Origin of the sequence: Sphingopyxis sp. CCNWLW2, assembly GCF_037095755.1 — a bacterium.
Taxonomy (GTDB): Bacteria; Pseudomonadota; Alphaproteobacteria; order Sphingomonadales; family Sphingomonadaceae; genus Sphingopyxis.
The window spans coordinates 1,483,614-1,509,608 of record NZ_JBAWKJ010000001.1 but is presented as its reverse complement, the minus strand read 5'-3'; the positions used below and the strand labels follow the sequence as shown (position 1 = coordinate 1,509,608).

Here is a 25,995-nt window from a genome sequence, read left to right as displayed (position 1 = left end):
GTCAGGCTCCAAAACGCTTGAGGTCGAAGGGGGTTAGGTCGAAGGGCGGCGCGTCTCCGGCGACGAGTGCGGCAATGGCATCGCCCGTCGTCGCGGCGAGGGTCAGGCCCAGATGCTGGTGGCCGAATGCATAGAAGAGGTTGGAGGTGCGGTCGCTCCGCCCGATCGCGGGCAGATAGTCGGGCAAGGTCGGCCGCGCGCCCATCCATTCGGCACCGGGCAGTCCGAAGGACAGGCCGAGCGCCGCGACATGTTTTCGCAGCCGCGCCCATTTGCGCGGGTCGGCGGGGCTGGCGCCGCGGCCGAATTCGACGAAACTCGCCGCACGCAGCCCCGAGCGGAAGCGGGTGACGATCATCGACCGGTCTTCGAATACCACCGGCGGCATATCATGCGGCCAGCCGGTGTCGGCCGACTGGATATGATAGCCGCGCTCGGCGATGATCGGCACGCGCTGGCCGATCGACGCCATCAGCGCCCCCGACGCGGCGCCGCCCGCGATCACCATCGCATCCGCGGCGTGGCGTGTACCGTCGACCGCGATGGCGACGGCGCGGCCGTCCTCGATCACCAGCCGGTCGATCCTCGCCGCGATTCGCGAACCGCCGGCGGCATCGAAGCCCGCACGAAGCGCCGCGCCCAGCGCGTCGAGATCGGCGATCTGGCCCGATCCCGCAATATGGACCGCTCCCGCGACCGGCGCCGACGTGAGCGCGGCCAACCGCGTCATCTCGGCGGAGGTTGCATCGCGCATAGTCGCTTGGCCGATATCGGTTGCCGCCCAGTGCGCGCGGCCAGCTTCGACGCTCGCGGCGCTTTCCCACAGGATATAATGGCCATCCTCGACGAGCAGGTCGTCCGCCCCGATTCGGCCCAGCAGCCGGCGCCACGAACCCATCGCATCGCCCAGCGCCTGACCGAGCGCCGCACGGCCGGCCGCGAAGCGCGCGGGGCTCGTCGCGGCGACGAGCCGCAGCGAGAAGGGCAGCCACGCGCCGATATCGCGCCATGGCAAGGACAGCGCACCGCCGCGCCAGAACAGGCGGCGCGGCATCGAGCGGATCGTCGCGCGCGACGCGAGCGGTTCGACCTGTTCGATGGCGATATGGCCCGCATTCCCCCATGATGCGGCAGGGGATGCCGAGGGCGAATCGATCAATGTGACTGAAATATCGCGTTTTTGTAGCGCGAGAGCGGTGGCGAGTCCGACGACGCCACCGCCAATTACGACGGCATTCTGCGGATCGGACGAGCGGGATGGAAAATCATTTGGCATCTTGTATCATATACCGTATACGATCTGAAGCTTCAACGGAGGTAATGAATGAGCGTGATAAGGACACTGTGGGAGGGCGTATATCCCGCAGCTACCACTCAATTCGCCGAAGATCTGTCGGTCGATTATGATGCAACCCAGCGTGTGCAGAGCGCGCTTGTCGATGACGGGGTGACCGGGCTCATCATTCTCGGCACGTGCGGCGAGAATAATTCGCTCGAGCCCGACGAAAAGCGGAATATCCTGAAAGGCGCGGTCGAAGCGGTTGCCGGACGCGTGCCCGTCGTCGCGGGCGTGTCCGAACTCACCACCGCGCGCGCGATCCAATATGCGAAGGATGCCGAAAAGCTCGGCGCCGATGCGATCATGCTCTTGCCCGCGATGGTCTATGTGCCGACCCCCGAAGAGCTGCAGGCGCATTTCCGTGCCGTTGCCGAGGCGACCTCGCTGCCGGTCATGCTCTATAACAATCCGCCCGCGTACCGCGTCGACGTCGATTTCGCGACGCTCGAGGCGCTGCGCGACGTGTCCAACATCGTCGCGATCAAGGAAAGCGCGCCCGATCCGCGCCGCTTCACCGACGTCTTCAACCGTTTCGGCGATCGCTATACGGTGATGGCCGGGCTCGACGACGTCGCACTCGAGGGCCTGTTCCTCGGCGCCAGCGGCTGGGTTTCGGGGCTGACGAGCGCCTTCCCGACCGAATCGGTCCGCCTTGTCGCGGCCTTCAACGAGGGCAGACATGACGAGGCGCTGGCGATCTATCGCTGGTTCATGCCGCTTCTCCATCTCGACGCCGACCGCGATCTGGTCCAGTCGATCAAGCTCGCCGAAGAGATCATGGGGCGCGGCTCCGAACGCGTCCGCATGCCGCGCATGCCGCTCGCCGGCCAGCGCCGCAAGGATGTGATCGCGATGGTCGAAAAATGCGCGGCGACGCAGCCGAGCAAGATCGCAGCCTGACGGGCCAGGGAGAGTCCATGCGCCACACCTTCTTCTGCATCGACGGCCACACTGCCGGCAATCCGGTCCGGCTGGTCGCCGGTGGTGCGCCGCTCGTCCGCGGTGGGTCGATGGGCGAGCGGCGCCAGGACTTTCTCGACCGGTTCGACTGGATCCGAACGAGCCTTTGTTTCGAACCGCGCGGGCACGACATGATGTCGGGCGGATTTCTTTATCCGCCCACTCAGTCGGACAGCGACATCGGCATCCTGTTCATCGAAACGAGCGGCTGCCTTCCGATGTGCGGCCACGGGACGATCGGGCTGATCACCTTCGGGCTCGAGAATGGGCTGATTACTCCGCGGGTGCCCGGCAAGTTGCGCGTCGAGGTTCCCGCGGGGACGATCGACATCGAATATGGCACCGAGGGCGATCGGATTGCGTGGGTGCGGATCCGCAACGTGCCCTCCTATCTCGCGGCCGAGGGGATCGAAATCGACGTCCCCGGCTTCGGCCGGCTCAAGGTCGATGTCGCCTATGGCGGCAATTATTACGCGATCATCGAGCCGCAGGGTCCTTACATAGGCCTCGATGCGCTCGGTGCGTCGCGGATCATCGATCTCAGCCGCACCATTCGCTCGCTGATGCAGGCGGCGTACGAGCCGGTTCACCCGGTCGACGACCGCATCCGCGGCGTCAGCCATGTCATGTGGACCGACCGGCCCAAAGGTGAAGACGCCGACGGCCGCAACGCGGTCTTTTATGGTGAGCGCGCGATCGACCGCAGCCCGTGCGGCACCGGCACGTCGGCGCGGATGGCGCATCTCGTCGCCAAGGGACGGCTGCAGGTTGGCGACCGCTTCGTCCACGAAAGCTATATCTGCAGCCGCTTCATCGGACGGGTCGAGGACAGCGCGATGCTCGGCGATACGCCCGGCATTATTCCCTCGATCGAGGGATCGGCGATCGCGACCGGATTCAACACGATCTGGGTCGATCAAGCAGACAGCTTCTGGAATGGATTTTCGGTGCTATGAGGTCTTTATGAGCCTCATCATCCGAAACCTGTCCGACCAGCTGGTGGACCTCGTCCGCGACCGCATCCTTTCGGGCGGCGTTTCCAGCGAACATGCAATCCGCCAGGACGCGCTGGCCGCCGAACTCGGCGTCAGCAAGATTCCGCTGCGCGAAGCGCTCGCCCGCCTCGAAGAGGAAGGGCTGGTCCGATCACAGGCGAACCGCGGCTTCTTCGTGCGGTCGCTCAGCGCTTCGGAGGCGCAGGAAGTCTATGAGCTGCGTATCAAGCTGGAACCCGACGCCACCGCGCGCGCCGCGCTGCTCGCGACCGAGGCCGATCATGCCCATGCGATCGAAACGCTCGATACGCTCGACCATGTCACCGATGAGCATGGCGACGGGGTCGGCGCCTTCAACCGCGCTTTCCACCGCGCGCTGTTCCGCCCGTGCGGCCAGCCGGTCACGATCACCATTCTCGAGCGCCTGCAGGTGCTCTCCGAACGCTATGTGCGTGTCCACCTCGAACCGCTGGGGCGCGACGAGCGCGCGAACGAGGAACATCACCAGCTGCTCGAGGCGTGGCTGGCGCGCGACGCGGACAAGATTTCGGTGCTGGTCGATGCGCATATCCGCAAGACGCTGGACGATCTCAGGCAGCAGCTCGTCGACGATTAACAGGGGGCCGGCTGCCGTCGGCTCCAGACAAGGGAGGAGCAATAGGTGGCAGCAGGTTTTTTCGGGCCGATAAAGCCCATCGCGGTCGCGCGGCAGGAGGCGGGGCATAGCCTGCGCGCCACGCTCAGCTGGCCGCATCTTGTGGCGCTGGGGGTCGGCGCGATCGTCGGAACGGGCATCTACACGCTGACCGGCGTCGGCGCCGAGCGCGCGGGTCCGGCGGTGATCCTCGCCTTTGCCATTGCCGGAGCGGTCTGCGCCTGCGCCGCGCTCGCCTATGCCGAACTTGCGACGATGATCCCCACGTCGGGCAGCGCCTATACCTATACCTATTCGGTGCTCGGCGAGACGCTCGCGTGGATCGTCGGGTGGAGCCTGATCCTCGAATATTCGCTTGCCTGTTCGACCGTCGCGGTCGGCTGGTCGGGCTATCTGGTCGGCTGGATCCAGTCGGCGGGCATCCATCTACCCCCCGCCCTGCTATCCGGCCCGCACGCCGGCGGCATCGTCAACCTGCCCGCCGTGCTCGTCGCGCTTGGTGTCGCCGGCATGCTGATGGCCGGGACGCGCGAGAGCGCGACGCTCAACATCATCCTCGTGGTGATCAAGCTCGTCGCGCTGTCGATCTTCGTCGCCTTTGCGGCGCCCGCCTTTAACGCCGATAACCTCCAGCCCTTCATGCCCTATGGCTTTGCCAGCCATGTCGATGCGAGCGGCGCGACCAAAGGGGTGATGGCGGCCGCCGCGATCGTCTTCTTCGCCTTCTATGGCTTCGACGCGGTCGCGACGTCGGCCGAAGAGACCAAGAATCCCAAGCGCGACCTGACGATCGGCATCATCGGGTCGATGGCGATCTGCACGCTCATCTACATGCTCGTCGCGGTCAGCGCGGTCGGCGCGATGCACTATACGACGCTCGGCAACTCGCCCGAGCCGCTCGCGCTGGTGCTCCGCACGCTTGGCCACCCGGTCGCCTCGCACCTCGTCGCGCTCGCGGCGCTCATCGCCTTGCCGTCGGTCATCCTCGTGATGATGTACGGCCAGAGCCGCGTCTTCTTTGTGATGAGCCGCGACGGCCTGCTGCCGCGTTCGCTGAGCCGCGTGTCCGAACGCACGGGGACGCCGGTGTTCGTCACCGGCGTGACGGGCGTCTTCGTCGCTGGCGTCGCGGGTTTCTTCCGCCTCGACGAAATCGCCGAGCTGGCCAATGCGGGCACGCTGATCGCCTTCATCGCGGTCGGCGTCTGCCTGATGGTCCTGCGCAAAAAGGCGCCCGACCTGCCGCGCGTGTTTCGCTGCCCGGCGCCCTATCTGGTCGGCACGCTCGCGGTGCTCGGCTGCCTCTATCTGCTGTTCAGCCTGCCCAGCATGACGCTGGTCCGCTTCCTCGGATGGAACATCCTCGGCGTCCTCGTCTACTTTGCGTATGGCCGCGCGCGCAGCCTTGCACGGCGCGATCAGGCGGTCGTAGGGATCTGACGTCCCGGGGCGGTTATCGCCGTCCCGCCGAACGAACGAAGGGCTATGGCGCAGCGATGCGCCATAGCCCTTTCGCTTTCGCTTTCCGCGCTGCCCGCCCGCGATCGTATATCAAATCCGGTCTTGCTATTGTGCCCGCATCTCGCAGAATGATTTTTTTCACGAGGATTTGAACCCATGCATCGTCGTACGCTTCTCGCTGCCGTTCCGGCTGCCGCATTGCTGCCGACGGTCGGCTTCGCGCAGGGCGGCCAGCCCAAGCCCGCCCCCAAGGCGAGCGGTTCGGCGCCGCCGGTGTGGGAAGCGGGCGAGGACCGGTTTGTCCGGCCCGACGTCCAAGGCGGCGACCGGCCGGTCGGTGCAAGCTTCGCCTCGCGCACCGCGGCCTATGGCCTCCATGGCGCGGCGGGCACCGCACATCCGCTCGCGACGCAGGCAGGGATCGACATATTGAAGCGCGGCGGGTCGGCGGTCGATGCGGCGATCGCGATCAACGCGTGCCTCGGCCTCCTCGAACCGACCGCGAACGGCATCGGCGGCGACGTCTATGCGATGATCTGGGACCCCAGGACAAAGAAGCTCGCGGGGCTTGCCGGGTCGGGGAAGAGCCCGCGCGGGCTCGACCTCGCGACGGTGCGCAGCCGCGCGAAGGGCGGGACCTTGCCCGCCTATGGCGCGATCAGCGTGTCGGTGCCGGGCGCGGTCGACGGTTGGTGGACGATGCACCAGCGTTACGGGAAGCTGCCGTGGAAAGAGCTGTTCGAACCCGTCATCGCATATGCCGAGGCGGGCGCGCCGGTGCCCGACCTGATCGCTTATTATATCCGCCGCGCGCTCGCCAATTTCCGCCAGCCCGGCCGCGGGATCGAGGAAATCGACAATGCGATGCGCACTTATGGGGTCAATGACGGCAAGGGGCCGAACGCGGGGCAGATATTCCGCAACCCCGACCTGGCGCGCACCTTCCGCCTGATCGCCGAAGGGGGCCGCGACGCCTTTTACACCGGCGAGATCGCGCGAACGATCGACGGCTATTTCAAGCGGATCGGCGGCTGGCTGCGCTACGAGGATCTCGCCGCGCACAAGTCCGAATGGATCGAGCCGCACAAGACCGGCTATCGCGGCACCGACGTCTATGCGCTCGGCGCGAACACGCAGGGCATCGCGACCTTGCAGATGCTCAACATCCTCGAGAATTTTGACCTCAAGGGCGCGGGCTTTCAGTCGGCGCTGTCGATCCACCTGCAGGCCGAGGCCAAGCGCCTCGCCTATGAGGATCGCGCGCGTTACTACGCCGATCCGCATTTCGCCAAGGTGCCGGTCGAATGGCTGGTGTCGAAGGACTATGCCGCCGAGCGTGCCAAGCTGATCCGCCCCGACCGGCTGCTGTCGCCGGTCTATCCGGGGAAGGCGCCGAGCCGCGGCGACACGACCTATTTCAGCTGCGCCGACAAGGATGGCATGATGGTGTCGATGATCCAGTCGAACTTCCGCGGCATGGGGTCGGGGCTGGTCGCCGACGGGCTGGGCTTCATGTTTCAGGATCGCGGGCAGTTGTTCAGCCTTCAGGACGGTCATCCGAATATCTATGCGCCGGGCAAGCGGCCGTTCCAGACGATCATCCCGGGTTTCGCGGCGCGCGGCGATGTGCCGTGGATGAGCTTTGGCGTAATGGGCGGCGACATGCAGCCGCAGGGGCAGGCGCAGATCATCATCAACCGCGTCGATTACGGGCTGGAGATCCAGGCGGCAGGCGATTCGCCGCGCTGGCACCATGAGGGATCGTCCGAGACGATGGGCGAGGATTCGCCGGGCGATGGCATCAATGGCGTACTGCGGCTCGAAAGCGGTGTGCCCGCGGCGACGCAGCGGCAGCTGGCCGACATCGGCTGGACGCTCGGCGAGTCCGACGGTGGCTTCGGGCGCTATCAGTGCGTCGAGCATCGCATGGATGGCAAGACGCGCGTCTATGCCGCGGCGAGCGAGATGCGCGCCGATGGGTGTGCGCTCGCCTATTGAGGCCGGTCCCGTCATCGCCAAACAAAGAGGGCGGCCGCATCGCTGCGGCCGCCCCAGTGTCAGGATGACGGAAATTCTTCAGGGCGCGCTGACGGCCTCGGGCAGCGCGGGGTTGAAGCCCGGCGGGTTGACCCCGCCGTCGGCGATGAACTGGTCGAGCCGCGCTTCGAGCACCGGCAGGGGCACAGAGCCCAGCGCGAGGATCGCGTCGTGGAAGTTGCGCTGGTCGAACTTGTCACCGAGCGCGGCCTCGGCTTCGGCACGCTTGCGGCGGATCAGCATCTCGCCGAGCTTGTACGCCAGCGCCTGTCCCGGCCACGCGATATAGCGGTCGATCTCGGTCGTGATCTCATGCTCGGACAAAGCGGTGTTGCCGCGCAGATAGTCCTGCGCCTGCTGACGGCTCCAGCCATAATGGTGGAGGCCGGTGTCGATCACGAGCCGCGATGCGCGCCACATTTCATAGGAGAGGCGGCCGAAATCCTCGTACGGCGTCTCGTACATGCCGAGCTTGCTGCCCATCCATTCCCAATAGAGCGCCCAGCCCTCGCCATAGCCCGAAAAACCGGTGGCGCGCCGGAATGCCGGGCGGCGCGTCGCTTCCTGCGCGACCGCCGACTGGAAGCTGTGCCCCGGATTGCATTCGTGGATGGTGAGCGCCGTCAGCGTGTAGAGCGGCCGCGACGGCAGGTCATAGGTGTTCATCATGCAGCTTTCGAGCCCGCCGCGCCCGCCGGTATAGATCGGCGCCAGCGCCGGCGGCACCGGCAGGATCGCAAAGCGCCGCCGCGGCAGGAAGCCGATCGTCTCGGGCAGCTTCGCGTCCATCCGCTTCGCCACATAGGAGGATTTGGCGAGCAGCTCATAAGGCGTCTTCGGATAGAATTGCGGATCGGTGCGCAGGAATTTGAGGAACGCCGGCATGTCGCCCTTGAACCCGGTGCTCGCCTTCACCTGCTCCATCTCGGCCTTGATCCGCGCGACTTCCTTGAGCCCCATCTGGTGGATCTGCTCGGGCGTCAGGTCGAGCGTCGTGAAACCCTTGATCTGCGCCTGATAGAAGGCCGGGCCGTCAGGTTGCTTCTCCCCCGCCAGCGTGGTGCGCGCCTTCTTCATATAGTCGTCGCGGATGAAGGCGTAGAGCTTGGCATAGGCGGGCGCGACGGCCTCGCGGATCGCCTTCTCGCCTTCGGCCTTCAGCACCGCCTGTTCGGCCGCCGGAATCGTGGGCGGCATCTCGTTGAACGCGTCGTAGAAGCTGTTGGTCTGATCGGCGGGCAGGTACGGCTTGATCGTCACATCGCGGCCCTGCACCGCGATCTGCGGCACGCTGAAGCCGCGCGCGAGCCCGGCGCGCATATTCGCGGTCTGCTCGTCGAAGAAGCGCGGGATGTCGCGCATGCGGGCGATATAGTTGCGATACGCCTGCGCGGTCGCGAAGCCGCCGCTGCGCGGATTGAGCCCCGACCAGAAGAAGGTGTCGGCGTTGAACGGCGCCTCATAGGTCTTGTATTTGATGTCGTTCGCCATCGTCTCGATCGACTGGCGGAACACCGCGGCGTTGATCTTCTCTTCGGGCGAAAGCTGATCGGCGGGGATCGCATCGAGTTCGGCGAGCGCCTTGGTCCAGTAATCGAGCCGCGCCTTTTGCGTCGCGGCGTCGACCCTGGGCAGATGTGTCGGGCCGTCGCCTTCGCCGCCGCGCCCGCTGCGCAGCCCCTGCTGCTGGCGCCAGTCCCATTCGCGCTCGTACAGCGCCTTCAATCGTGCATCCGCGCTGCCCGACGTAGGCGCCTGTGCGGTCGCCGCCTGCGCGGTAAAGGCCGCCAGCGCCAGCGCGACCGTCCGCGCCACCGAAACTCGGTTCATTGTCTTCTCCCTTTTTCCGTTCGGATCAGTTCGCGGTCCCTGCATTTTCGATCACCATCGGGCCGGGCGGCAAGCCGCGCTCGGCCTTCGATTTCGCCACCATGTCGCGGACCTCGGCGCGCAGCTTCGCCGCGTCGTAGATGATGCCGTCCTTGATCGTGTAGGCGACGCCGCCGACGCGCTCGACCTTGCCCGTCGCATCGTTCAGCTTCACCGATCCGGTGCCGAACAGCAGCTTGAGGTTGGCGAGCGGATTGCCCTTCACGACGACGAGGTCGGCCTTGCGCCCGACGCGGATCGTGCCGACCTGATCGTCATGGCCGAGCAGCCGGGCGCCTTCCTGCGTCGCGGCGTGGATCACCTCGAGCGAGCTGAAGCCCGCCTCGCGCATCAGCTCCATTTCCTGGACATAGCCGAAGCCATAGAGGTTATAGATATAGCCGGCGTCGCTGCCGATCGTCACCCGGCCGCCGCGGTTCTTGTAATCGTTCACGAAGCGCATCCAGCGGCGGTAGTTGTCCTTCCACGCCATCTCATGCTCGGTGGTCCAGTCGAACCAGTAAGCGCCGTGGTTGACGCGGCTCGGGCGATAGAAATCCCACAATGCGGGCATCGTATATTCGTCGTGCCAGCTCGCGCGGCTCATGCGCATGAAGTCGCGGCTGGTCAGGTAGGCGGTGAAGGTCGGGTCGAGCACGAATTTGCGCTCGAGCAGCGTGTCCATCACCTTGTTCCACGCGTCCGACCCGGGCTCGGCGGTTTGCGCCCACAGCTTCCCGGCCTCGCCGAAGCGCATCTGCTCGTCATTGTTGATGAAGTCGGTCGGAAAGGACTGCACGCGCTTGTCGGTGAACATCGCCTCGGGCAGCCCGTACCAATGCTCCATGCTTTCGAGGCCCGCTTCGGACGTGTCGAGCACGTCGGCATAGGCGACCAGCTGCTGCGCATGGTGCATCGTGCTGTGCAGGCCTTGCTTCTTCGTTTCGTCGATCGCGGCGTAAAGCACATCCTCGGGCGCGCCGCCGATGAACTTGATCCCGTCGGCGCCGCGCTTCTTCGCTTCCTGAATGACGGCGCGCGCGGTCGCCGCGTCGTTCACCGGCCCGCGAATCTGGTGGAACATCGGATAGATGTCGATGCGCGGCGCGACGATCTCGTTGCGCTCGCTGCGCTTCTTGATGTCGACCAGCCATTCGATCGGGTGCCCGCTGCCAAGGTCGCGGACCGAGGTGATGCCGTGGGCCATCCACAGCTTCAGGATATAGTCCGACGGCACCTTCTGCGAATCGCTGAGCGAATGAAGGTGGACGTGTGCGTCGACGAAGCCCGGCATCACATAATAGCCGGTAAGGTCCATCTCCTGATCGCCGGGCGCGGCGCGCTCGGTGGGATCGATCGCGCCGGGGACGCCGATCGACTTGATCTGCGCGATGCGATCATTCTCGATCACGATATCGAACGGCCCCTGCGCGGGTGCGCCGGTGCCGTCGATCATGGTGACGTTGCGCAGCACGACGCGCTTGAACGGACCGATTCCTTCGGTGCGCGCGGGGATCGGGTCGGCCGCCGTCTGTCCGGCCGGCGCGGGCGCCGCTGCGGTGGTGACGGGGAGGATGGCGAATAAAGAAGCGGCCGCCATCAGGGCGGCGATACGACGCGGTTTGAAGGTCATATGATCGGGCCTTCCATCATCGAAAAAGGAAAGGCCGACGGAGCAGTGACGCGCCGCCGGCCGGGAGCAAGTTTTTAGAACTTCATCCGGACACCGGCGAAATAGCGCCGGCCGAGCGTGTCATAGAGCGACACGTCGACGTTGGCGTCGCCGACGAAAGTGGTGCCGAGGATCGGCGGCATCTTGTCGAGCAGATTGTCGACGCCAGCGAAGAAAGTGAAATTGTCGTTGATCTCGAACGTGCTGGTCAGGTCGAAATACCAGGTGGCCGGGGCCGTCTTGATATTGGTGGTGGTGACCGTCGGGAACACTTTGAGGCCGCCGATCATCCGGGCCTGACCGCGGATGCTCAGCGGACCGCTGGTGTAGGCGGCGCCGAGGTTGAGCTTGAAGTCCGGAACGATAAACCCGCCGGTGCCGGTCGAGCAGCCCGCGCCATAGAAGCCGGCGCAATCCTGCGGCGCGACGGTGCTGAGTACCTGCGTCGAGCGTTCGAACAGCCAGCTGGCAACGCCGGTCAGGCGCAGCTGGGCGTCGTCACCGAGCGCCGCGGGAAGCGGGATGGTGTAATCGCCCTGCACGTCGAGACCGCGGCCCCTGAGCGCACCGATATTATTCTGGTTGGTACGGACATAGTCGATCTGGCCGCTGGAGAGGCGGAAGACCGACCGGCAGGTCGGGCTGTTGGCGTTCAGGCCCGTGTAGCAGTCGTTCAGCGTCTGCTGCGCGTTGATCGTCGTGATCGCGCCCTTCACCTCGACATTGAAATAGTCGACGGTGATGTTGAGGCGCGGGATGAACGGCGGCGAGATCACCGCACCGATCGTGTAGGTCTTCGACTTTTCCTCGGTGAGGTTGGGATTGCCGCCCGTTTCCTGCGTCAGCCCCAACGTCGCCTGCGTGAAGGTCGCGATGTCGCCGGCGGGGACGCCCTGCGCGACGCAGAAATCGCGTAGCTGCTGGCTGCGTGGATCTGTGCCGGTCAGGTTCGGACGCGCGCACGGATCGGTGCCCCCGGTGAAGCCCTGACCCACCGCCGAAAACAGCTCGTTGATGTTCGGCGCGCGGATCGCGCTGTTATACGCACCGCGAATGCGGACCCAGCTGACCGGCGCCCATTCGCCGCCCGCTTTCCAGGTGAAGACGCCGCCGACGGTCGAATAGTCCGAATAGCGCGCCGCCCCTTCGATCGCGAGCGTGTCGAAAAAGGGCGTGTCCGACAGGATCGGGATGCGGATTTCGCCGAAGATTTCCTTCACGTCGAACGAACCCGCCAGCGCGTTGTTCGACGCGGCGCCATATTCCTTGTTGAGGTCCATCGCGCTCGGCGTCGACTGATAGCTGTCCTTGCGATATTCGGCGCCCACCGCAACCGCCACCGGGCCGGCGGGCAGATCGAACAAGGTGCCGCTCAGCGAGGCGCCGGCGACCTGGCGTTCGAAGATGTCGTGGCTGGTACGCGTCGGCGTCAGATAGACGCCGGCCTGGGGGGAAATCGAACCGAGGCCGAAGATCGAGACGGGGACGCAGCCCGGGACCCCCGACCGGCAAACGACCTGGCCCGCACCGTTGACGATCGAATCGAGCCCGAGGCTGAGGCGCGTCTGGTTGATCACGCCTTCGGCCCGGGTATCGGTGCGGTTGCGCAGATATTGATAGAAAGCATCCCAGCGCCAGGTCCGCTTGCCGACGTCGAAATCGCCGCGCAGGCCGGTGGTGATCGCATAGGACTGGCGTTCGAAGAAGCTGTCGCGCGTGCCGAGCTCGTCGGCGCGGCGGCCGCCGCCGACCACGGCCGCGGTGCCGTCGCCATCGGCATCGAACAGCGCGCGATTGTTGATGAAGAAATTGCGCACCGCCGGCGACAGGCTGGCACTGGTCGCATAGTTCGGCACGAGCAGTGTCGACGACGCCGCGCCCGGCGTTACCGGCGTGAAGCTGTCGGGTGCCAGCTTCGAATTGTTGCGCGCGTTGACGAAGAAGGCTTCGGCATAGGCGGTGATATGGTCGGTGATGTCATAATGTGCCAGCGCCGAGAAATTGATGCGTTCGAGCGGGCGCTGGAGCAGGTTGAACGGCGCGTAGTTATAGGTGTCTTCGGGCTGGCAATAGGGCAGCGGCGTGCCGCCGGCGCCGAAGCGGATGCCGGTGATCGAGGTGCAGGGGCCGCTCGGCGTCATGTTGACGCCGACCAGCGCATTGCGCTGCGCCTGGCTGAGCGGGACGCGGGTGCCCGGGATGTTGCCCGAACCCGAATAGACGAGCGCGCCGTTGATTTCGGCGAGCGGAACCCGGCCGAACGGACGGTCGGCCTGCGTGATCGGATCCTGTTTCGCCCAGGCCCCCGAAATCGCGACGTTGCCGCGGCCGCCGCCCAGGTCGGCGCCGAAGGTGATGTCGATCTTTTTCGACGCGGCGTCACCGCGGTCCGAAATGCCGGCTTGCGCCGACATCTGCAGGCCTTCGAAGCTGTCGTCGAGGATGAAGTTCACCGCGCCCGCGATTGCGTCCGAACCATAGACGGCCGACGCGCCGCCCGTGATCACCTCGACCCGCTTGATCAGCGCGTCGGGGATGCTGGTCAGGTCGACCGAGCCGTTCGCGTTCGCCGGAATGAAGCGGCGACCGTTGACCAGCGTCAGCGTGCGCGTTTCGCCCAGCCCGCGCAGGTTCGCGGTGAGCACGCCCGCGCCGCCGCCATTGTTGACGGTCGAGGTGTTGCCCGAGGCGAGCTGCGGGAATTCGTTCATCGTCTTTTCGAGCGTGAGGTTGCCCGACAGCTGGACATCTTCCTGTCCGACGACCGTGATCGGGCTCGGCGCGGTCAGGTCGGTGCGCTGCAGGCGCGACCCCGTCACGATGATGTCGGTCGGCGCTTCAGCGGCGGTTTCGTCGGCCGCAACATCCTGCGCGGATGCGACGCCGGGCAGCAGGATGGTGGACAACAGGCTGGTGGCAAGAAGTATGCGGCGAAAACGAACCTGCGGATTGGTTTGATCGTAAGACATATGGACGCTCCCTGTGTACGGCCTTTGGCCTGTCGTTGATTTCGCTTTTACCCGCCTGCCGGCGGGCGACGTCGTTCTCCTGCACACTTCCCCGGACGCCGCTCAGCCCCCATTTATTGTCCGGGACGGGCGCGATATCTCGCGCCCGTCCCGGCTGGCTGAACGGTGAACATGTCGGAGCTTTGGGCGCCCTCGCTGGCAGCGGGATCGAAGGGGAAACACATCCCTTCATCGCGCGCGGGGCGGTAATCGGTGGCCGTCGGAATGCCATTGCGGGCTCCGGGCATTTGAGCCTGACAGGATAGCCGGGGCGCGTGCGCGGCCGTCCGCGAAAAAGCGGCGGCGCCACGCGTCGCTAATTCCTCGCGGTACAGCATCAGGACCCCTTTTTGCTATTACTGTATACGAAATACGATATACTCAATCTTCGCAGAGTCAATGCCACATGTTTCCGGGGAGGGTCGCGTGACCGCAATAAACTGTCTTAGAACCGCTTTTGCCGGCATTTTTCTGATGTTTTCCGCGCTTTTCGCCCCGGCGGCGTCTCGCGCGGAGGCGCCTGCCGGGGGGCGGATCGCCATCACCGGCGTCACGCTGATCGACGGGACGGGCGCCCCGCCGAAGCCGGGCATGACCGTCGTCGTCGAAAAGGGCCGGATCGTTTCGATCGCCAAGGGCGGTGCCGATACGGCGGGGGCGCGGGTCATCGACGGCCGCGGTCGCTATCTGCTGCCCGGCTTCATCGACAGCAATGTCCATGTCTCGGTCTATGGCCAGCCGGCGCGACGCGACACCTCGCTGAAATATGCCGACCGCGGCGAGGAACTCGCGCTCGAATTCGCGCAGCGCGCGCTGACCTATGGCGTGACGACGATGCGCGACAGCTATGGCGTACTGCCGCCGATCCTGGCGGTGCGCGACCGCATCGACCGTGGCGAGGTCGTCGGCGCACGGCTGAAGGCGGCGGGCAACATCCTCGGCTGGGGCGGCCCCTTCTCGCTGACCTTCTCGCTCACCAAGGATTCGGACCTGTCGCTGTTCCAGGAGAAATGGAACGACCTGCTCGCACAGGACATGGGCGAAGAGATCATGGACATGACGCCCGACGAGCTGCGCATCGCGATGAACCGCTATCTCGACAAGGGGGTCGACTTCATCAAATATGGGGGCACCAGCCATTTCCTCCGCCCCGCGCTGATCGGCTTTTCGCCGCGCCAGCAGGCTGTGATCGTCGAGGAAGCCCACAAGCGCGGCAAGCCGGTCGAGACGCACGCGACCAGTTCGGAAGGGCTGACGCTCGCGGTCGAGGCGGGGATCGACCTGATCCAGCATCCCGAGCTGACGAGCCGCGACCTGCCCGACGATCTCATCGCGCTGATCGTGAAGAAGGATGTGCTGTGCGGGATCCGGTCGAATTACATCACCGGCGACTATCGAAAGAAGCATCTCGCCAAGCGCGCAGAACTGGAGGCGAAGATCGCGAAGATGCCGCCCCCGACGACCAGCGCCGAACGCTGGCGGCGGCTCGAAATGATGGACGACAATCAGGATGTGCAGCGCCGCAACGCCGAACGGCTGATCAAGGCGGGGTGCCGCGTCACCCCGGCGACCGACAGCTTCTATGGCGACGCCCCCGAATTCCGCCGCGTGCCCAAGGGCGACGAGGCCGAGCCGGGGATCGGCACGATCCGTGCGATCGAGGGACTCGTCGAACTCGGCATGACCCCGATGGAGGCGATCGTCGCGGGCACCAAGCATGGCGCGGCCGCCGCGCGCATGAGCGCCGACCTCGGCACGATCGAACCCGGCAAGATCGCCGACCTTGTCCTGCTGTCGGACGACCCGCTCGCCGACATTCGCAATATCGAAAAGGTCGAGGCGGTGATCGCGCAGGGAAAGCTTGTCGATCGCGCGCGCCTGCCCGAACATCCGCTGTTCCTGCGCAAACCCTGAGGAGAGAGAGCCCATGACGAAATGGATAAACATGCTGCTGGCGGCGCTGCTGCTGTTCGGCGCCGCAACCCCGGCACGCGCCGACGATGCGGCGGAGAAGGCCGCGATCCTGAAGGTCGTCGCCGATATGGAGGCGGCATGGAACCGCAGCGATTTTACCGGCTATATGGCGGGCTTCTGGAACCCCGGAGTGACCTTTGTCTCGGGCGGCAAGATCCAGGACGGGTGGCAGGGCACGCTCGACCATTATGTCCGCGACTATGGCGGCTCACCCGAGCGGCGCGGGACGCTCCATTTCTATGACATCGGCATCGACATCCTCGCGCCCGACGCCGCACTGCTCATCAGCCACTATCATCTCGCGCGGCCCGAGCGGTCGCAAGAAGGGATCAACACGCGCCTGTTTCGCAAGATCGACGGCCGCTGGGTGATCGCGATGAACCATGTTTCGTCATACGACCCGGCAGCGCCCGCCGCAAAATAACCTGCCTCAGCCGCCGCCCGCCATACCCCACCCTCAAACCAGCCCCACCATCCGCATCCGCACCTTCATCGCCGCGATGAACAGCCGCACAGCGGGCAGCCCCGCGCGCGACGGTTCGAACAACAGGTGCACCGGCAGCGCGGGCGGCTGCTCGTCGGCGAGCAATGAAATCAGCCGCCCCGCATCGAGCGCCGCGGCCAGCTGGTAACTCAGCAAATTGGCGATCCCCAGCCCCGCCTCGGCCGCCGCCAAAATGCCGTCGATCGTGTTGAGCACCAGCCGCGGGCGCGGTTCGACGCGCCAGCGCCCCGACACGAATTGCCACTCGCCCGCCGCGCGCGGCCCCATCGCCGCGATCAGATCATGCCCCGCCAGTTCGGCCACACTCGCGGGCGCGCCGCGCCGCGCCAGATAGGCGGGGCTCGCGACGAGCATCTGGCGTACCCAGCCGATCCGCACCGCCTTCAGCCCCGAGTCCGCCAGCGGACCGATACGCACCGCGACGTCGATCCCTTCCTCGACGATGCGGACATTGCGGTCGATCAGCATCATCCGCGCCGTCAGATCGCGGTGCTGCGCCATCAGTTCGCCGACGACAGGCAGCACATGCAGCCGCCCGAACATCACCGGCGCGGTCAAATGCAATTGCCCGCGCGGCTCGGCCTCCACGCCGCGCAATTCGCGCTCGGCGCCCGCGAGGTCGGCGAGGATGCGCCGCGCCTGATGGAGGAACGCAGCGCCCGCGTCGGTCAGCGCGACCGCGCGCGTCGACCGGTGGAACAGGCTCGTCCCGAGCCGCGCCTCGAGCGCCGCGATACCGCGCGTCACCGCGGGCGGCGAGCTGCCGAGCTTGCGCGCCGCGGCGGCAAAACCGCCCTCGCTCGCGACCGCGACGAACATTTCCAGCGTCAGCAATCGGTCCATGATTATTCCTGTTTATGGAATTTACTCATTCAACATTCTTCTATTATCGCTCTCATTGCAACGCCCTAGATCGGCTCCAGCGAACGACGCCGCTCCCTCCCGGCCTCGTTCGCCCCGCATTCCAAAGGTTCGACGCAATGGCGAAAAATTATCGGAAGACGCTGTTCAACGACGCGGTGCAGGCGCTCCAGGAACGTCACGGATCGCGCGCGTCCTATGCCAGGATGGACGAGGGCGCCGACGGCACCCCCGACCGGCTGACGGCGAAGGAGCTCGACTATATCGCGCTGCGCGACAGCTTCTATATGGCGAGCGTCAACGCCGACGGCTGGCCCTATATGCAGCATCGCGGCGGCCCCGCCGGTTTCCTCAAGCATATCGCGGGCAACCGGCTCGGCTTCGCGGACTATCGCGGCAACAAGCAATATATCAGCACCGCCAATCTCGCGGGCAACGACCGCGTCTCGCTGTTCCTGATGGACTATCCGAACCGCGAGCGGCTGAAGCTCGTCGGCCATGCGCATAGCATCGAACTCGCCGACGATCCCGCCGCGGTCACCGCGCTGATGCCCGAGGGGTATCGCGCGACCCCCGAGCGCGCCTTCTTCATCGATGTGATCGGCTGGGAGTGGAATTGCTCGCAGCACATCACCCCGCGCTTCACCGAAGCCGAAATTTCCGCCGCGATCCGCCCGATGGCGGACGAACTCAACCAGTTGCGCGCCGAAATCGCCGCGCTCAAATCAGGGCGGCACCAGCCCACTCCCCCACCCAACCTCCCATGAGCATAAACTGTTTGGGAGGTCGGGTGGGGGAGTGGGCCGGTGCCGGTCCGACGTCAGTCGGACAACAACGAAAGGAAGAAAAATGACGACAGCTTTGGCGGCCCCCCTGACTTTGGGCGCGCACCACATCGGCCTCGCCGTCCGCGACGTCGCCGAGGCGCGGGACTTTTTCGTCGAAGCGCTCGGCTATAAAGTCGCCGCCGAACGCCCCGACTATCCCGCGATCTTCGTATCCGACGGCACGACCTTGCTGACGCTCTGGCAGGTCGCCGATCCCGCAGGCGCGACCCCATTCGATCGCCGCGCCAATATCGGCCTGCATCACCTGGCGCTCCGCGTCGCCGATTTGGGCGCGCTGCGCACCGTCTTTGCGCGCGTCCAGGGCCACCCCGGCGTGCTCATCGAATTCGATCCCGAACCGATCCGCGAAGGTGCGACGACGCATCATTTCATCTGCGCGATGCCCGGCGGCATCCGCATCGAATTCGCCACCCCCTTCGCCTGAAAGGAAGCCCCATGTCCCGCCCACCGCTCCCGCCCTTTGACCGGGACGGCGCGCTTCTCAAGGTCCGTTTGGCCGAGGACGGCTGGAACAGCCGCGACCCTGCACGCGTCGCGCTCGCCTATACGCCGGACAGCCTGTGGCGGAACCGCTCGACCTTCGTCACCGGCCGCGCCGCGATCACCGATTTCCTCGCCGCCAAGTGGCAGCGTGAGCAGGATTATCGGCTGGTCAAGGGGCTGTGGGCCTTCGCCGACAACCGCATCGCGGTGCGCTTTGCCTATGAATGGCACGATGCCGACGGCCAGTGGTGGCGCTCCTACGGCAATGAGAATTGGGAATTCGCCGAGAGCGGCGAGATGCGGCGGCGGATCGCGAGCATCAACGATCTCGCGATCGCCGCCGCCGACCGCCGCCTGCTCTGGCCGCGCGACGGCCAGGGCGATCGCCGGCCCGACGACCATCCGGGGCTCGAGGAACTGGGCCTTTAGCAGCGAGGAAAAACCATGCCCTATGTCAACATCCGCATCACCCGCGAGGACGCGACCGCCGAACAGAAGGCCGAGTTGATCGGCGGCGTCACCGAATTGCTCCAGCACGTGCTCGGCAAGAATCCTGCGACCACCGTCGTGACGATCGACGAGGTCGAGACCGCCAATTGGGGATTAGGCGGATTGCCCATCCTCGCCTATCGCGCTGCGCAGGCCGCCAAGGAGACCCAGCGATGACCGCGAACAATGCCGCCCCCGCCTTTGCCACGATCATGTTCCTGACCGGGGTCGGCATTCCGATCCTTGCCGCGCTCAACGGCGGGCTCGGCGCGCGGCTCGAAAGTCCGATGGCGGCCTCGGTGATCCTCTTCACCCTCGGCCTGCTCATCGCGGTCACGGGCGCGATCGCCACCGGTTCGCTCGGGCAGGTGCGGCTGTCGCCCGATATTCCGGCGCATTTCTATTTCGGCGGCGCCTTCATGGCCTTTTACGCGATCTCGGTGACCTTCATCGCGCCGCGTTTCGGGGTCGGCAACGCAATCTTCTTCGTGCTCGTCGGCCAGCTGATCAGCGCGGCGGTCATCGACCATTTCGGCCTGTTCGGCGCGATCCGCTCGGCGATCGACCTGAAGCGCGTCGCGGGGATCGCGTTGATGGTCGCCGGCGTTTATCTGGCGCGCCGCACGAGCTGAAGGCCGCTTTCGCCACCGCATCATTCCTTATTTCGTCATTCCCGCGAAAGCGGGAACCCAGCGAGCTGACGCCGCACCTTGGTTCCCGCTTTCGCGGGAATGACGAGTCTGAGGGAAGGGAAAACGTCCGCCCCCCGGACAGCTCACATATGCGCCGTCACCTCGGGCGGGTTCCACCAATTGTTGCCCGCGCCGTCCATATACTGCACCGGCAGCGCCGCCATCTCGGCGGGCTCGAGGTCGTCGAGGCACGCGATCGCAACCGAATAATAGGCGCCGCCGATTTCCTCGACATAGCCATGGCCGAATGACGCGACGCCGCATGTCTTGCAAAAGACATGGTGCGCGCTGTTCGACCCGAACTGATAGTCGGACAGCGCCGCGGGATCACTGAGCAGGCGAAAGGCGTCGGGCTTGACCTGCGCGTTCCAGCCGCGCTTCTTGGTGCAGATCGAGCAATTGCACTTGCCCGTCCCCGCCGCGAGGTCGATGTCGGCTTCGAACTTGACCGCGCCGCAGTGGCACGAGCCGTGATAGGTCTGGGTCATCGCTGAAAATCCTTGGCCTTCGCGGGCGCCGATCGCCGGCCGCCCCTCACCCGGCAGGGTCTATCCGGCTCTCCTGACAGATCATGTCAGCAGGCTGTTCGGAAAAATCGCGGTGGCGCCAGAAATCGGCCATCAGCACCGCGCGGCGGCGGCCGAAGCCCTCGTCGCCGATCCGCGCCGACGTCACGCGGTCGATGCGAAAGCTGCGGAAGTCCTGGCGCAGCAGGCACCAGGCGGCGATGATATGCTTCTCTTCGAAATAGGCGAGCGCCGCGGGCCAGATCGCGCGTTCGGTCGCGGCGCCGCTCGCGTCGGCATAGCCGATGTGCAGCGTTTTTTCGGCGCGCATCGCCGCGCGCACCGTCGCGAGCAACGGCGCGTTGATCTCGCGCCACCCGCTGCTCACCGGCCACAGCCCCGCCTCGTCGATCCGGTGCCTCAGCTCGTCGGGGCTCGCCGCCGCGATCTTGGCGAGCGCCAGCCCCGCCGCGCGCGACAGCGCCCCATCCTGCCGCCCCTCGACCCAGCGCGCACCGAGCACGAGCGCTTCCAGCTCGTCGGCAGTGAACATCAAAGGCGGCAGGAAGAACCCCGCGCGCAGCACATAGCCCACCCCCGCCTCGCCCTCGATCGGCGCGCCGAGCGCGACCAGCGCCTGCACGTCGCGGTACAGCGTGCGCACCGACACGCCCTGCTCCTCGGCGAGCACCTCGGCGGTCACCGGCCGCCGCCGCCGGCGCAGGCTGTCGATGATCGCGAACAACCGTCCCGTCTTGTCCATCAGCGACGCCGATAGGTCCAGCGGCGCGGCTTCGACCCGTCGATCGCCGAAATCGTCGCGGTCAGCGTATCGCCGGCGCGCGCATAGGCGATGCGCTGCGGATAATCATGCGCCGCATTCTCGAAGGTCGCGCTCGTCTTGTCATGTCGCACGAGCCGGAACGCGACCGGCGCGCCGCCCTGCGGCATCGCGATATAGGCGAGCGCGCCATCGTCGCCGCGCGCAATGCGGATGAACTCGAACTCGCGCAAGGCATCGCCCTGCCCCGACCGGCTCGCCCCCAGCATCATGCCGCCGCGCGGGCCGGTCCAATATTCCTCGGTCCAGCGCCCATTCGCCTCGCTCGCCCACTGGCCCGCCATCCACGCAAGGTCGTCGACCTTCGCCGCCGGGCTCGCCGCGACGAGCAACAGCGCAAGGCCCGCTGTCCATATCGGTTTCATACGCGCCTCCTCCACGACGCCTTATGCCATCCGTGAACCCGGTCTTGAAGTGCTTTGGCGACCATCGTCCCGCGACGATGATTATCGCGCCAACCGCGAACGGACGAGGCCGCCAGCCCCGTCCGTGCCTTGGCATCAAAAGCCGATCGTGACCCCGGCGCGCGCGGCGGTCTTGCCGCGGCGGTTGAGGCCCGACGCGACCCCGGCGTTGAGCGCGAGGTTCGGCGACACCAGAACGCCCATCTGCAGCGCCCCGGCGTGCGCGCCATCATAGGTCGCGACGTTTGCGGTCAGGTTGAACTTCATGTCGGGCAGAAAGGCGTTGCCGCTGAGCGCCGATGCGACCGCGGTCGAGCTCGCGATGCGGTCGTCGAGCACCGACATCCGCGATTCGATCTGGTCGATCCGCGTCGACACCGCATCGATCCGCTGCGACAGCGCATTGTCGGCGGCAAGCCGGGCCGACATTTCATTGGCCAGCCCCAGCGTCAGGTTGGTCGTCGCGGTTTCCTGCACCGCCAGCCGCTGCGACATCTGCAGGTTGAACTGCTGGCGTGCCGCGGCCTCGGCGTCGAGCTGGCCCTTGTTCACCGCATCGGTGGTCGCGGTGCCCGCCGCGACGCTGGTGACGCGCCGCTCGGCGCCCGCTGCGCCGACCGAGACGGTGTTCGCGGCGCTGGCGACCGATCCCGCACCCAGCGCGACGCTGTTCGCGCCCGTCGCCGACGATCCGCCGCCCAGCGCGATATTGCCCGCACCATTGGCGGCCGCACCATTGCCGAGTGCGATCGCCGACGCGCCGCTCGCGGCGCTGACATTACCCAGCGCGACCGCGCCGTCGCCGGTTGCGGTGTTGTCGGCCCCGATCGCCACCGCGCCGGTGCCGGTCGCGACGTTCGGATCGCCGATCGCCACTGCGCCATTGCCGATCGCGCGGTTGTCGAGCCCCAGCGACACGGCGCCGTCGCCGTCGGCCATCGTGCCCGATCCGCCCGCGACCGCGCCATCGCCGGTCGCCTGCGGCCCCACGCCGCCCGCGTTGTTGCCGACGACATTGCCGTTCTGGACCACTACCTGCTGCACCGCGGCGAGCGCCTGATCGGCCTTGCTGTTCGCCTGGCCGGCGGTGGTATTTGCCTGGTTGGCGGTTGCCAGCGCCGCACCGGCATCAGCCTGCGCTGCCGCCGAATTGGCAAGCGCGGTATTGGCGACAGCCTGCGCCGCACTGGCATCACCTTGGGCGCCGGCGATCGCGGCCAGCGCAGCATCGGCCGTGCTCTGCGCGGTCGCCGCATTGGCGAGGGCGTTATTTGCGGTGCCCTGCGCGGTTGCGGCATTGGTGAAGGCCGTGTCAGCCGTCGTCTGCGCGGTTGCGGCGTTGGCGAGGGCGGTGTCGGCTGTTCCTTGCGCGGTGGCGGCATTGGCGAGGGCGCTATTGGCGGTCCCTTGTGCCGTCGCCGCATTGCCAAGCGCCGTCGTCGCGCGGGTGTTTGCCTGCGCCGCCAGCGTTCCAGCGTTGGTCGCGGCCGTCTGCACGGCGTTGAGCTGGTTGAGGTTCACCGCGTCGGTGCCCTCGGTCCCGGCAGCGACATTGACGATCTGGCGATTCAGTTCGCCAAAGCTCAGCGAGCGGCCAACCGATATCGTGTTTGCCCGGTTGGCGATCGAATTGGTGCCGAGCGCGATCGAGTCCGGGGCGATCACGCGCGCACTGCGTCCGATCGCAATCCCGTTGGTCGCGCCAAAGCCGCCGTCGACCCATGCATCGCTGCCGATCGCGATACCATAGATGGCGCCCGCCTGACTGTTCGTTCCGAGCGCGATTCCGTTCGAGCACGTCGCCTGCGCAAAGGTCCCGATGGCGGTCGTATTGTCGGTCGTCGAGCGACTCGAAATGCCGAGCGCGACGCTGCCGACGCCCATTGCCCGGCTGTTGCGGCCCACCGCCGTGCCGCTGCCGAGGTTGGACGTCTGCGCGTCTTCGCCGATCGCGGTGGAATTATCGCCTGCCGCGACCGAATTCGGCCCGAGGTTTACACTATTGATCCCCGGCGTCCCCGGAATGGAGTTTGCGAACGGCACGCAGGTCTGCGCCTGCGCGCTCCCCGACCAGCCCGCCGTCAAAGCGGCAGCACAAAGGGTTGCGCGAAGCGCGCTACGAATCGAGATTTTCATTTGGTTTTGCCCCCAAAACACTACGGCGACGATTCGCCGTTGCTTGGGAATTCCAATATCGTAAACAAAAGGTCAACTATGAAAGAGGCTTAACGCCGTCAGCTAGTTGACCGCCACTTCGACCGATTTGATGCGTAGCGTGTTGCGGCCCCATCCGGTCTCTTCGATGGACAGCGCACCGACCGGTCCCTATAACCCTCCCCATCCCCGGGGAGCCGCGTCTGTGATGGCCGGTTGAGAGCGGAATAAACCGCGACCCGTTGAACCTGATCCGGCTAATACCGGCGGAGGGAGGGTCGGCATTCCGCACCGGAAAACCGTCTTTCGCTCCGAACAAATGGAGCGACTGCACATGGCCGACATCGATTCCCGCCTCGACAAGCGCGACGCCACCCCCATCGGCGTCACCACCGGACCCATAAGGGGCAGCCGCAAGATCCACGTCGCAACGCAGACCGGCAGCGGCATCCGCGTCGCGATGCGCGAAATCGACCTCGACCCGCATTCGGGCGAGCCCCCGGTGCGCGTCTATGACACCAGCGGCCCCTACACCGACGCCAATGCGACGATCGACATCAACGCCGGCCTCCCTGAACTTCGCGCCGACTGGATCCGCGGCCGCGGCGACGTCGAGGAAGTCACCCAGCGCGAAGTAAGGCCCGAGGACAACGGCCAGCTCGGCCCCGACCGCAGCGGCGGCGTCCCCGCCTTCCCCAACGTCCGCCGCAAGGTGCTCCGCGCGAAGCCGGGGCAGAACGTCAGCCAGATGCACTATGCCCGCCGCGGCATCATCACCCCCGAGATGGAATATGTCGCCGAGCGCGAAAATCTCGGCCGCGCGCGCCTCGCCGAATATAAGCGCGACGGGCAGGACTGGGGCGCCAGCATCCCCGACTATGTCACCCCCGAATTCGTCCGCGACGAGGTCGCGCGCGGCCGCGCGATCATCCCCAGCAACATCAACCACCCCGAATCCGAACCAATGGCGATCGGCCGCAACTTCCTCGTCAAGATCAACGCCAATATCGGCAACAGCGCGGTCGCATCCGACGTCGCGTCCGAGGTCGACAAGATGGTCTGGTCGATCCGCTGGGGCGCCGACACCGTCATGGACCTGTCGACCGGCCGCAACATCCACGACACGCGCGAATGGATCATCCGCAATTCGCCCGTCCCGATCGGCACCGTCCCCATCTATCAGGCGCTCGAAAAGGTCGGCGGCGTCGCCGAGGACCTGACCTGGGAAATCTTCGCCGACACGCTGATCGAGCAGGCCGAGCAAGGCGTCGACTATTTCACCATCCACGCCGGGGTCCGCCTGCCCTACGTGCCGCTCGCGGCCAAGCGCATGACCGGCATCGTCTCGCGCGGCGGCAGCATCATGGCGAAATGGTGCCTCGCGCATCACAAGGAAAGCTTCCTCTACGAACGCTTCGACGAGATTACCGAGATCATGAAGGCCTATGACGTCGCCTACAGCCTCGGCGACGGCCTCCGCCCCGGCAGCATCTATGACGCGAATGACGAGGCGCAGTTCGCCGAGCTCTACACGCTCGGCGAGCTCACCAAGCGCGCGTGGGCGCAGGATGTGCAGGTGATGATCGAGGGCCCGGGCCACGTCCCGATGCACAAGATCAAGGAGAATATGGAAAAGCAGCTCGAAGCCTGCGGCGAGGCGCCCTTCTACACGCTCGGACCGCTCACCACCGACATCGCGCCGGGGTACGATCATATCACCAGCGGCATCGGCGCCGCGCAGATCGGCTGGTACGGCACCGCGATGCTTTGCTACGTCACGCCCAAGGAGCATCTCGGCCTGCCCGACCGCGACGATGTGAAGGTCGGCGTCGTCACCTACAAGCTCGCCGCCCACGCCGCCGACCTCGCCAAGGGCCACCCCGCCGCGCAGGTCCGCGACGACGCGCTATCGAAAGCGCGCTTCGAATTCCGCTGGCGCGACCAGTTCAACCTGTCGCTCGACCCCGACACCGCCGAGCAATACCACGACCAGACGCTCCCCGCCGAGGGCGCCAAGTCGGCGCATTTCTGCAGCATGTGCGGCCCGAAATTCTGCTCGATGAAGATCAGCCAGGAAGTCCGCGACTTCGCGAAGCTGCAAAATCAGGACAGCGCCGGCTTCATCGCCGCCGAAGAGGCGGAGAAGGGCATGGCGAAAATGAGCGAGGTATATGAGGAAACCGGGCGCGAGCTGTATATGGGCGCGGGTGGGCGCGAGCATGACTAAGGGCGCTCTATCTGA

The 25,995-nt window shown here is 66.1% G+C and carries 22 protein-coding genes and 1 riboswitch; of the genes, 13 read left to right on the top strand and 9 right to left on the bottom strand.

The window, feature by feature from the left end:
• Position 1 precedes the first annotated feature (1 nt).
• Positions 2-1,276: an NAD(P)/FAD-dependent oxidoreductase gene (locus V8J55_RS07110; protein ID WP_336444956.1), complete on the bottom strand. Its 1,275-nt coding sequence runs from the start codon at positions 1,274-1,276 to the stop codon at positions 2-4.
• Positions 1,277-1,324: 48 nt separating this feature from the next.
• Between V8J55_RS07110 and V8J55_RS07105 the strand changes: the two genes are divergently transcribed.
• From V8J55_RS07105 to V8J55_RS07085, 5 genes are all read left to right on the top strand, one after another.
• Positions 1,325-2,239: a dihydrodipicolinate synthase family protein gene (locus V8J55_RS07105; RefSeq protein ID WP_037513415.1), complete on the top strand. Its 915-nt coding sequence runs from the start codon at positions 1,325-1,327 to the stop codon at positions 2,237-2,239.
• 17 nt (positions 2,240-2,256) lie between these two features.
• Positions 2,257-3,255 (top strand): 4-hydroxyproline epimerase, encoded by a 999-nt coding sequence (locus V8J55_RS07100; protein ID WP_336444955.1) that lies wholly within the window; start codon positions 2,257-2,259, stop codon positions 3,253-3,255.
• A 7-nt stretch (positions 3,256-3,262) separates the two neighbouring features.
• Positions 3,263-3,910, top strand: coding sequence for a GntR family transcriptional regulator (locus tag V8J55_RS07095; RefSeq protein WP_137889756.1), 648 nt, complete (start codon positions 3,263-3,265; stop codon positions 3,908-3,910).
• 45 nt (positions 3,911-3,955) lie between these two features.
• The gene (locus tag V8J55_RS07090; protein ID WP_336444954.1) at positions 3,956-5,389 is read left to right on the top strand and encodes an amino acid permease; all 1,434 of its coding nucleotides are present in this window, start codon (positions 3,956-3,958) and stop codon (positions 5,387-5,389) included.
• Positions 5,390-5,566: 177 nt separating this feature from the next.
• On the top strand, positions 5,567-7,408 hold the full coding sequence (locus V8J55_RS07085) for a gamma-glutamyltransferase family protein (protein ID WP_336444953.1): 1,842 nt from the start codon (positions 5,567-5,569) through the stop codon (positions 7,406-7,408).
• 78 nt (positions 7,409-7,486) lie between these two features.
• On the opposite strand, the gene V8J55_RS07080 is transcribed toward V8J55_RS07085, so the two are convergent.
• From V8J55_RS07080 to V8J55_RS07070, 3 genes are all read right to left on the bottom strand, one after another.
• Positions 7,487-9,277: a DUF885 domain-containing protein gene (locus tag V8J55_RS07080; protein WP_336444952.1), complete on the bottom strand. Its 1,791-nt coding sequence runs from the start codon at positions 9,275-9,277 to the stop codon at positions 7,487-7,489.
• 25 nt (positions 9,278-9,302) lie between these two features.
• Positions 9,303-10,949 carry an amidohydrolase family protein gene (locus V8J55_RS07075; protein WP_336444951.1) on the bottom strand — a complete coding sequence of 549 codons (1,647 nt, stop codon included), beginning with the start codon at positions 10,947-10,949 and terminating at the stop codon, positions 9,303-9,305.
• A gap of 74 nt (positions 10,950-11,023) precedes the next feature.
• Positions 11,024-13,957 carry a TonB-dependent receptor domain-containing protein gene (locus V8J55_RS07070; RefSeq protein WP_336444950.1) on the bottom strand — a complete coding sequence of 978 codons (2,934 nt, stop codon included), beginning with the start codon at positions 13,955-13,957 and terminating at the stop codon, positions 11,024-11,026.
• A 513-nt stretch (positions 13,958-14,470) separates the two neighbouring features.
• On the opposite strand from V8J55_RS07070, the gene V8J55_RS07065 reads away from it, so the two are divergent.
• Positions 14,471-15,910 carry an amidohydrolase family protein gene (locus V8J55_RS07065; protein WP_336444949.1) on the top strand — a complete coding sequence of 480 codons (1,440 nt, stop codon included), beginning with the start codon at positions 14,471-14,473 and terminating at the stop codon, positions 15,908-15,910.
• 13 nt (positions 15,911-15,923) lie between these two features.
• Positions 15,924-16,394: a YybH family protein gene (locus V8J55_RS07060; protein WP_336444948.1), complete on the top strand. Its 471-nt coding sequence runs from the start codon at positions 15,924-15,926 to the stop codon at positions 16,392-16,394.
• Positions 16,395-16,427: 33 nt separating this feature from the next.
• Here the strand turns inward: V8J55_RS07060 and V8J55_RS07055 are convergent, their stop codons facing one another.
• Entirely contained in the window at positions 16,428-17,318 is an 891-nt protein-coding gene (locus V8J55_RS07055; protein ID WP_336444947.1) for a LysR family transcriptional regulator, read from the bottom strand.
• 137 nt (positions 17,319-17,455) lie between these two features.
• Between V8J55_RS07055 and V8J55_RS07050 the strand changes: the two genes are divergently transcribed.
• From V8J55_RS07050 to V8J55_RS07030, 5 genes are all read left to right on the top strand, one after another.
• Positions 17,456-18,103 carry a pyridoxamine 5'-phosphate oxidase family protein gene (locus V8J55_RS07050; RefSeq protein WP_336444946.1) on the top strand — a complete coding sequence of 216 codons (648 nt, stop codon included), beginning with the start codon at positions 17,456-17,458 and terminating at the stop codon, positions 18,101-18,103.
• Between the two features lie 82 nt (positions 18,104-18,185).
• Entirely contained in the window at positions 18,186-18,608 is a 423-nt protein-coding gene (locus V8J55_RS07045; RefSeq protein ID WP_336444945.1) for a VOC family protein, read from the top strand.
• 11 nt (positions 18,609-18,619) lie between these two features.
• Complete coding sequence (locus V8J55_RS07040; protein ID WP_336444944.1) at positions 18,620-19,096, top strand: nuclear transport factor 2 family protein; 477 nt, start codon at positions 18,620-18,622, stop codon at positions 19,094-19,096.
• A 15-nt stretch (positions 19,097-19,111) separates the two neighbouring features.
• On the top strand, positions 19,112-19,333 hold the full coding sequence (locus V8J55_RS07035; protein ID WP_336444943.1) for a 4-oxalocrotonate tautomerase family protein: 222 nt from the start codon (positions 19,112-19,114) through the stop codon (positions 19,331-19,333).
• Positions 19,330-19,788: a DMT family transporter gene (locus V8J55_RS07030; protein ID WP_336444942.1), complete on the top strand. Its 459-nt coding sequence runs from the start codon at positions 19,330-19,332 to the stop codon at positions 19,786-19,788. The genes V8J55_RS07035 and V8J55_RS07030 overlap by 4 nt, the downstream gene beginning before the upstream one ends.
• 143 nt (positions 19,789-19,931) lie before the next feature.
• Here the strand turns inward: V8J55_RS07030 and V8J55_RS07025 are convergent, their stop codons facing one another.
• From V8J55_RS07025 to V8J55_RS07010, 4 genes are all read right to left on the bottom strand, one after another.
• The gene (locus V8J55_RS07025) at positions 19,932-20,336 is read right to left on the bottom strand and encodes a GFA family protein (RefSeq protein WP_336444941.1); all 405 of its coding nucleotides are present in this window, start codon (positions 20,334-20,336) and stop codon (positions 19,932-19,934) included.
• A gap of 46 nt (positions 20,337-20,382) precedes the next feature.
• Positions 20,383-21,117, bottom strand: coding sequence for a helix-turn-helix transcriptional regulator (locus V8J55_RS07020; protein WP_336444940.1), 735 nt, complete (start codon positions 21,115-21,117; stop codon positions 20,383-20,385).
• Positions 21,117-21,560, bottom strand: a complete 444-nt coding sequence (locus V8J55_RS07015; RefSeq protein WP_336444939.1) for a DUF6265 family protein — start codon at positions 21,558-21,560, stop codon at positions 21,117-21,119. The genes V8J55_RS07020 and V8J55_RS07015 overlap by 1 nt, the downstream gene beginning before the upstream one ends.
• Before the next feature lie 135 nt (positions 21,561-21,695).
• Entirely contained in the window at positions 21,696-23,735 is a 2,040-nt protein-coding gene (locus V8J55_RS07010; protein WP_336444938.1) for a YadA family autotransporter adhesin, read from the bottom strand.
• 198 nt (positions 23,736-23,933) lie between these two features.
• Positions 23,934-24,045: riboswitch (TPP riboswitch) on the top strand.
• Between the two features lie 42 nt (positions 24,046-24,087).
• On the opposite strand from V8J55_RS07010, the gene thiC reads away from it, so the two are divergent.
• Entirely contained in the window at positions 24,088-25,980 is a 1,893-nt protein-coding gene (gene thiC / locus V8J55_RS07005; protein ID WP_336444937.1) for a phosphomethylpyrimidine synthase ThiC, read from the top strand.
• The last annotated feature ends 15 nt before the right edge of the window (positions 25,981-25,995 follow it).

Bases quoted from the DNA above. Each gene is read 5' to 3' on its own strand.
- V8J55_RS07110 (WP_336444956.1), bottom strand. From the start codon at position 1,276: ATGCCAAATGATTTTCCATCCCGCTCGTCCGATCCGCAGAATGCCGTC.
- V8J55_RS07105 (WP_037513415.1), top strand. From the start codon at position 1,325: ATGAGCGTGATAAGGACACTGTGGGAGGGCGTATATCCCGCAGCTACC.
- V8J55_RS07100 (WP_336444955.1), top strand. From the start codon at position 2,257: ATGCGCCACACCTTCTTCTGCATCGACGGCCACACTGCCGGCAATCCG.
- V8J55_RS07095 (WP_137889756.1), top strand. From the start codon at position 3,263: ATGAGCCTCATCATCCGAAACCTGTCCGACCAGCTGGTGGACCTCGTC.
- V8J55_RS07085 (WP_336444953.1), top strand. From the start codon at position 5,567: ATGCATCGTCGTACGCTTCTCGCTGCCGTTCCGGCTGCCGCATTGCTG.
- V8J55_RS07080 (WP_336444952.1), bottom strand. From the start codon at position 9,277: ATGAACCGAGTTTCGGTGGCGCGGACGGTCGCGCTGGCGCTGGCGGCC.
- V8J55_RS07075 (WP_336444951.1), bottom strand. From the start codon at position 10,949: ATGACCTTCAAACCGCGTCGTATCGCCGCCCTGATGGCGGCCGCTTCT.
- V8J55_RS07070 (WP_336444950.1), bottom strand. From the start codon at position 13,957: ATGTCTTACGATCAAACCAATCCGCAGGTTCGTTTTCGCCGCATACTT.
- V8J55_RS07065 (WP_336444949.1), top strand. From the start codon at position 14,471: ATGTTTTCCGCGCTTTTCGCCCCGGCGGCGTCTCGCGCGGAGGCGCCT.
- V8J55_RS07060 (WP_336444948.1), top strand. From the start codon at position 15,924: ATGACGAAATGGATAAACATGCTGCTGGCGGCGCTGCTGCTGTTCGGC.
- V8J55_RS07055 (WP_336444947.1), bottom strand. From the start codon at position 17,318: ATGGACCGATTGCTGACGCTGGAAATGTTCGTCGCGGTCGCGAGCGAG.
- V8J55_RS07050 (WP_336444946.1), top strand. From the start codon at position 17,456: ATGGCGAAAAATTATCGGAAGACGCTGTTCAACGACGCGGTGCAGGCG.
- V8J55_RS07045 (WP_336444945.1), top strand. From the start codon at position 18,186: ATGACGACAGCTTTGGCGGCCCCCCTGACTTTGGGCGCGCACCACATC.
- V8J55_RS07040 (WP_336444944.1), top strand. From the start codon at position 18,620: ATGTCCCGCCCACCGCTCCCGCCCTTTGACCGGGACGGCGCGCTTCTC.
- V8J55_RS07035 (WP_336444943.1), top strand. From the start codon at position 19,112: ATGCCCTATGTCAACATCCGCATCACCCGCGAGGACGCGACCGCCGAA.
- V8J55_RS07030 (WP_336444942.1), top strand. From the start codon at position 19,330: ATGACCGCGAACAATGCCGCCCCCGCCTTTGCCACGATCATGTTCCTG.
- V8J55_RS07025 (WP_336444941.1), bottom strand. From the start codon at position 20,336: ATGACCCAGACCTATCACGGCTCGTGCCACTGCGGCGCGGTCAAGTTC.
- V8J55_RS07020 (WP_336444940.1), bottom strand. From the start codon at position 21,117: ATGGACAAGACGGGACGGTTGTTCGCGATCATCGACAGCCTGCGCCGG.
- V8J55_RS07015 (WP_336444939.1), bottom strand. From the start codon at position 21,560: ATGAAACCGATATGGACAGCGGGCCTTGCGCTGTTGCTCGTCGCGGCG.
- V8J55_RS07010 (WP_336444938.1), bottom strand. From the start codon at position 23,735: ATGAAAATCTCGATTCGTAGCGCGCTTCGCGCAACCCTTTGTGCTGCC.
- thiC (WP_336444937.1), top strand. From the start codon at position 24,088: ATGGCCGACATCGATTCCCGCCTCGACAAGCGCGACGCCACCCCCATC.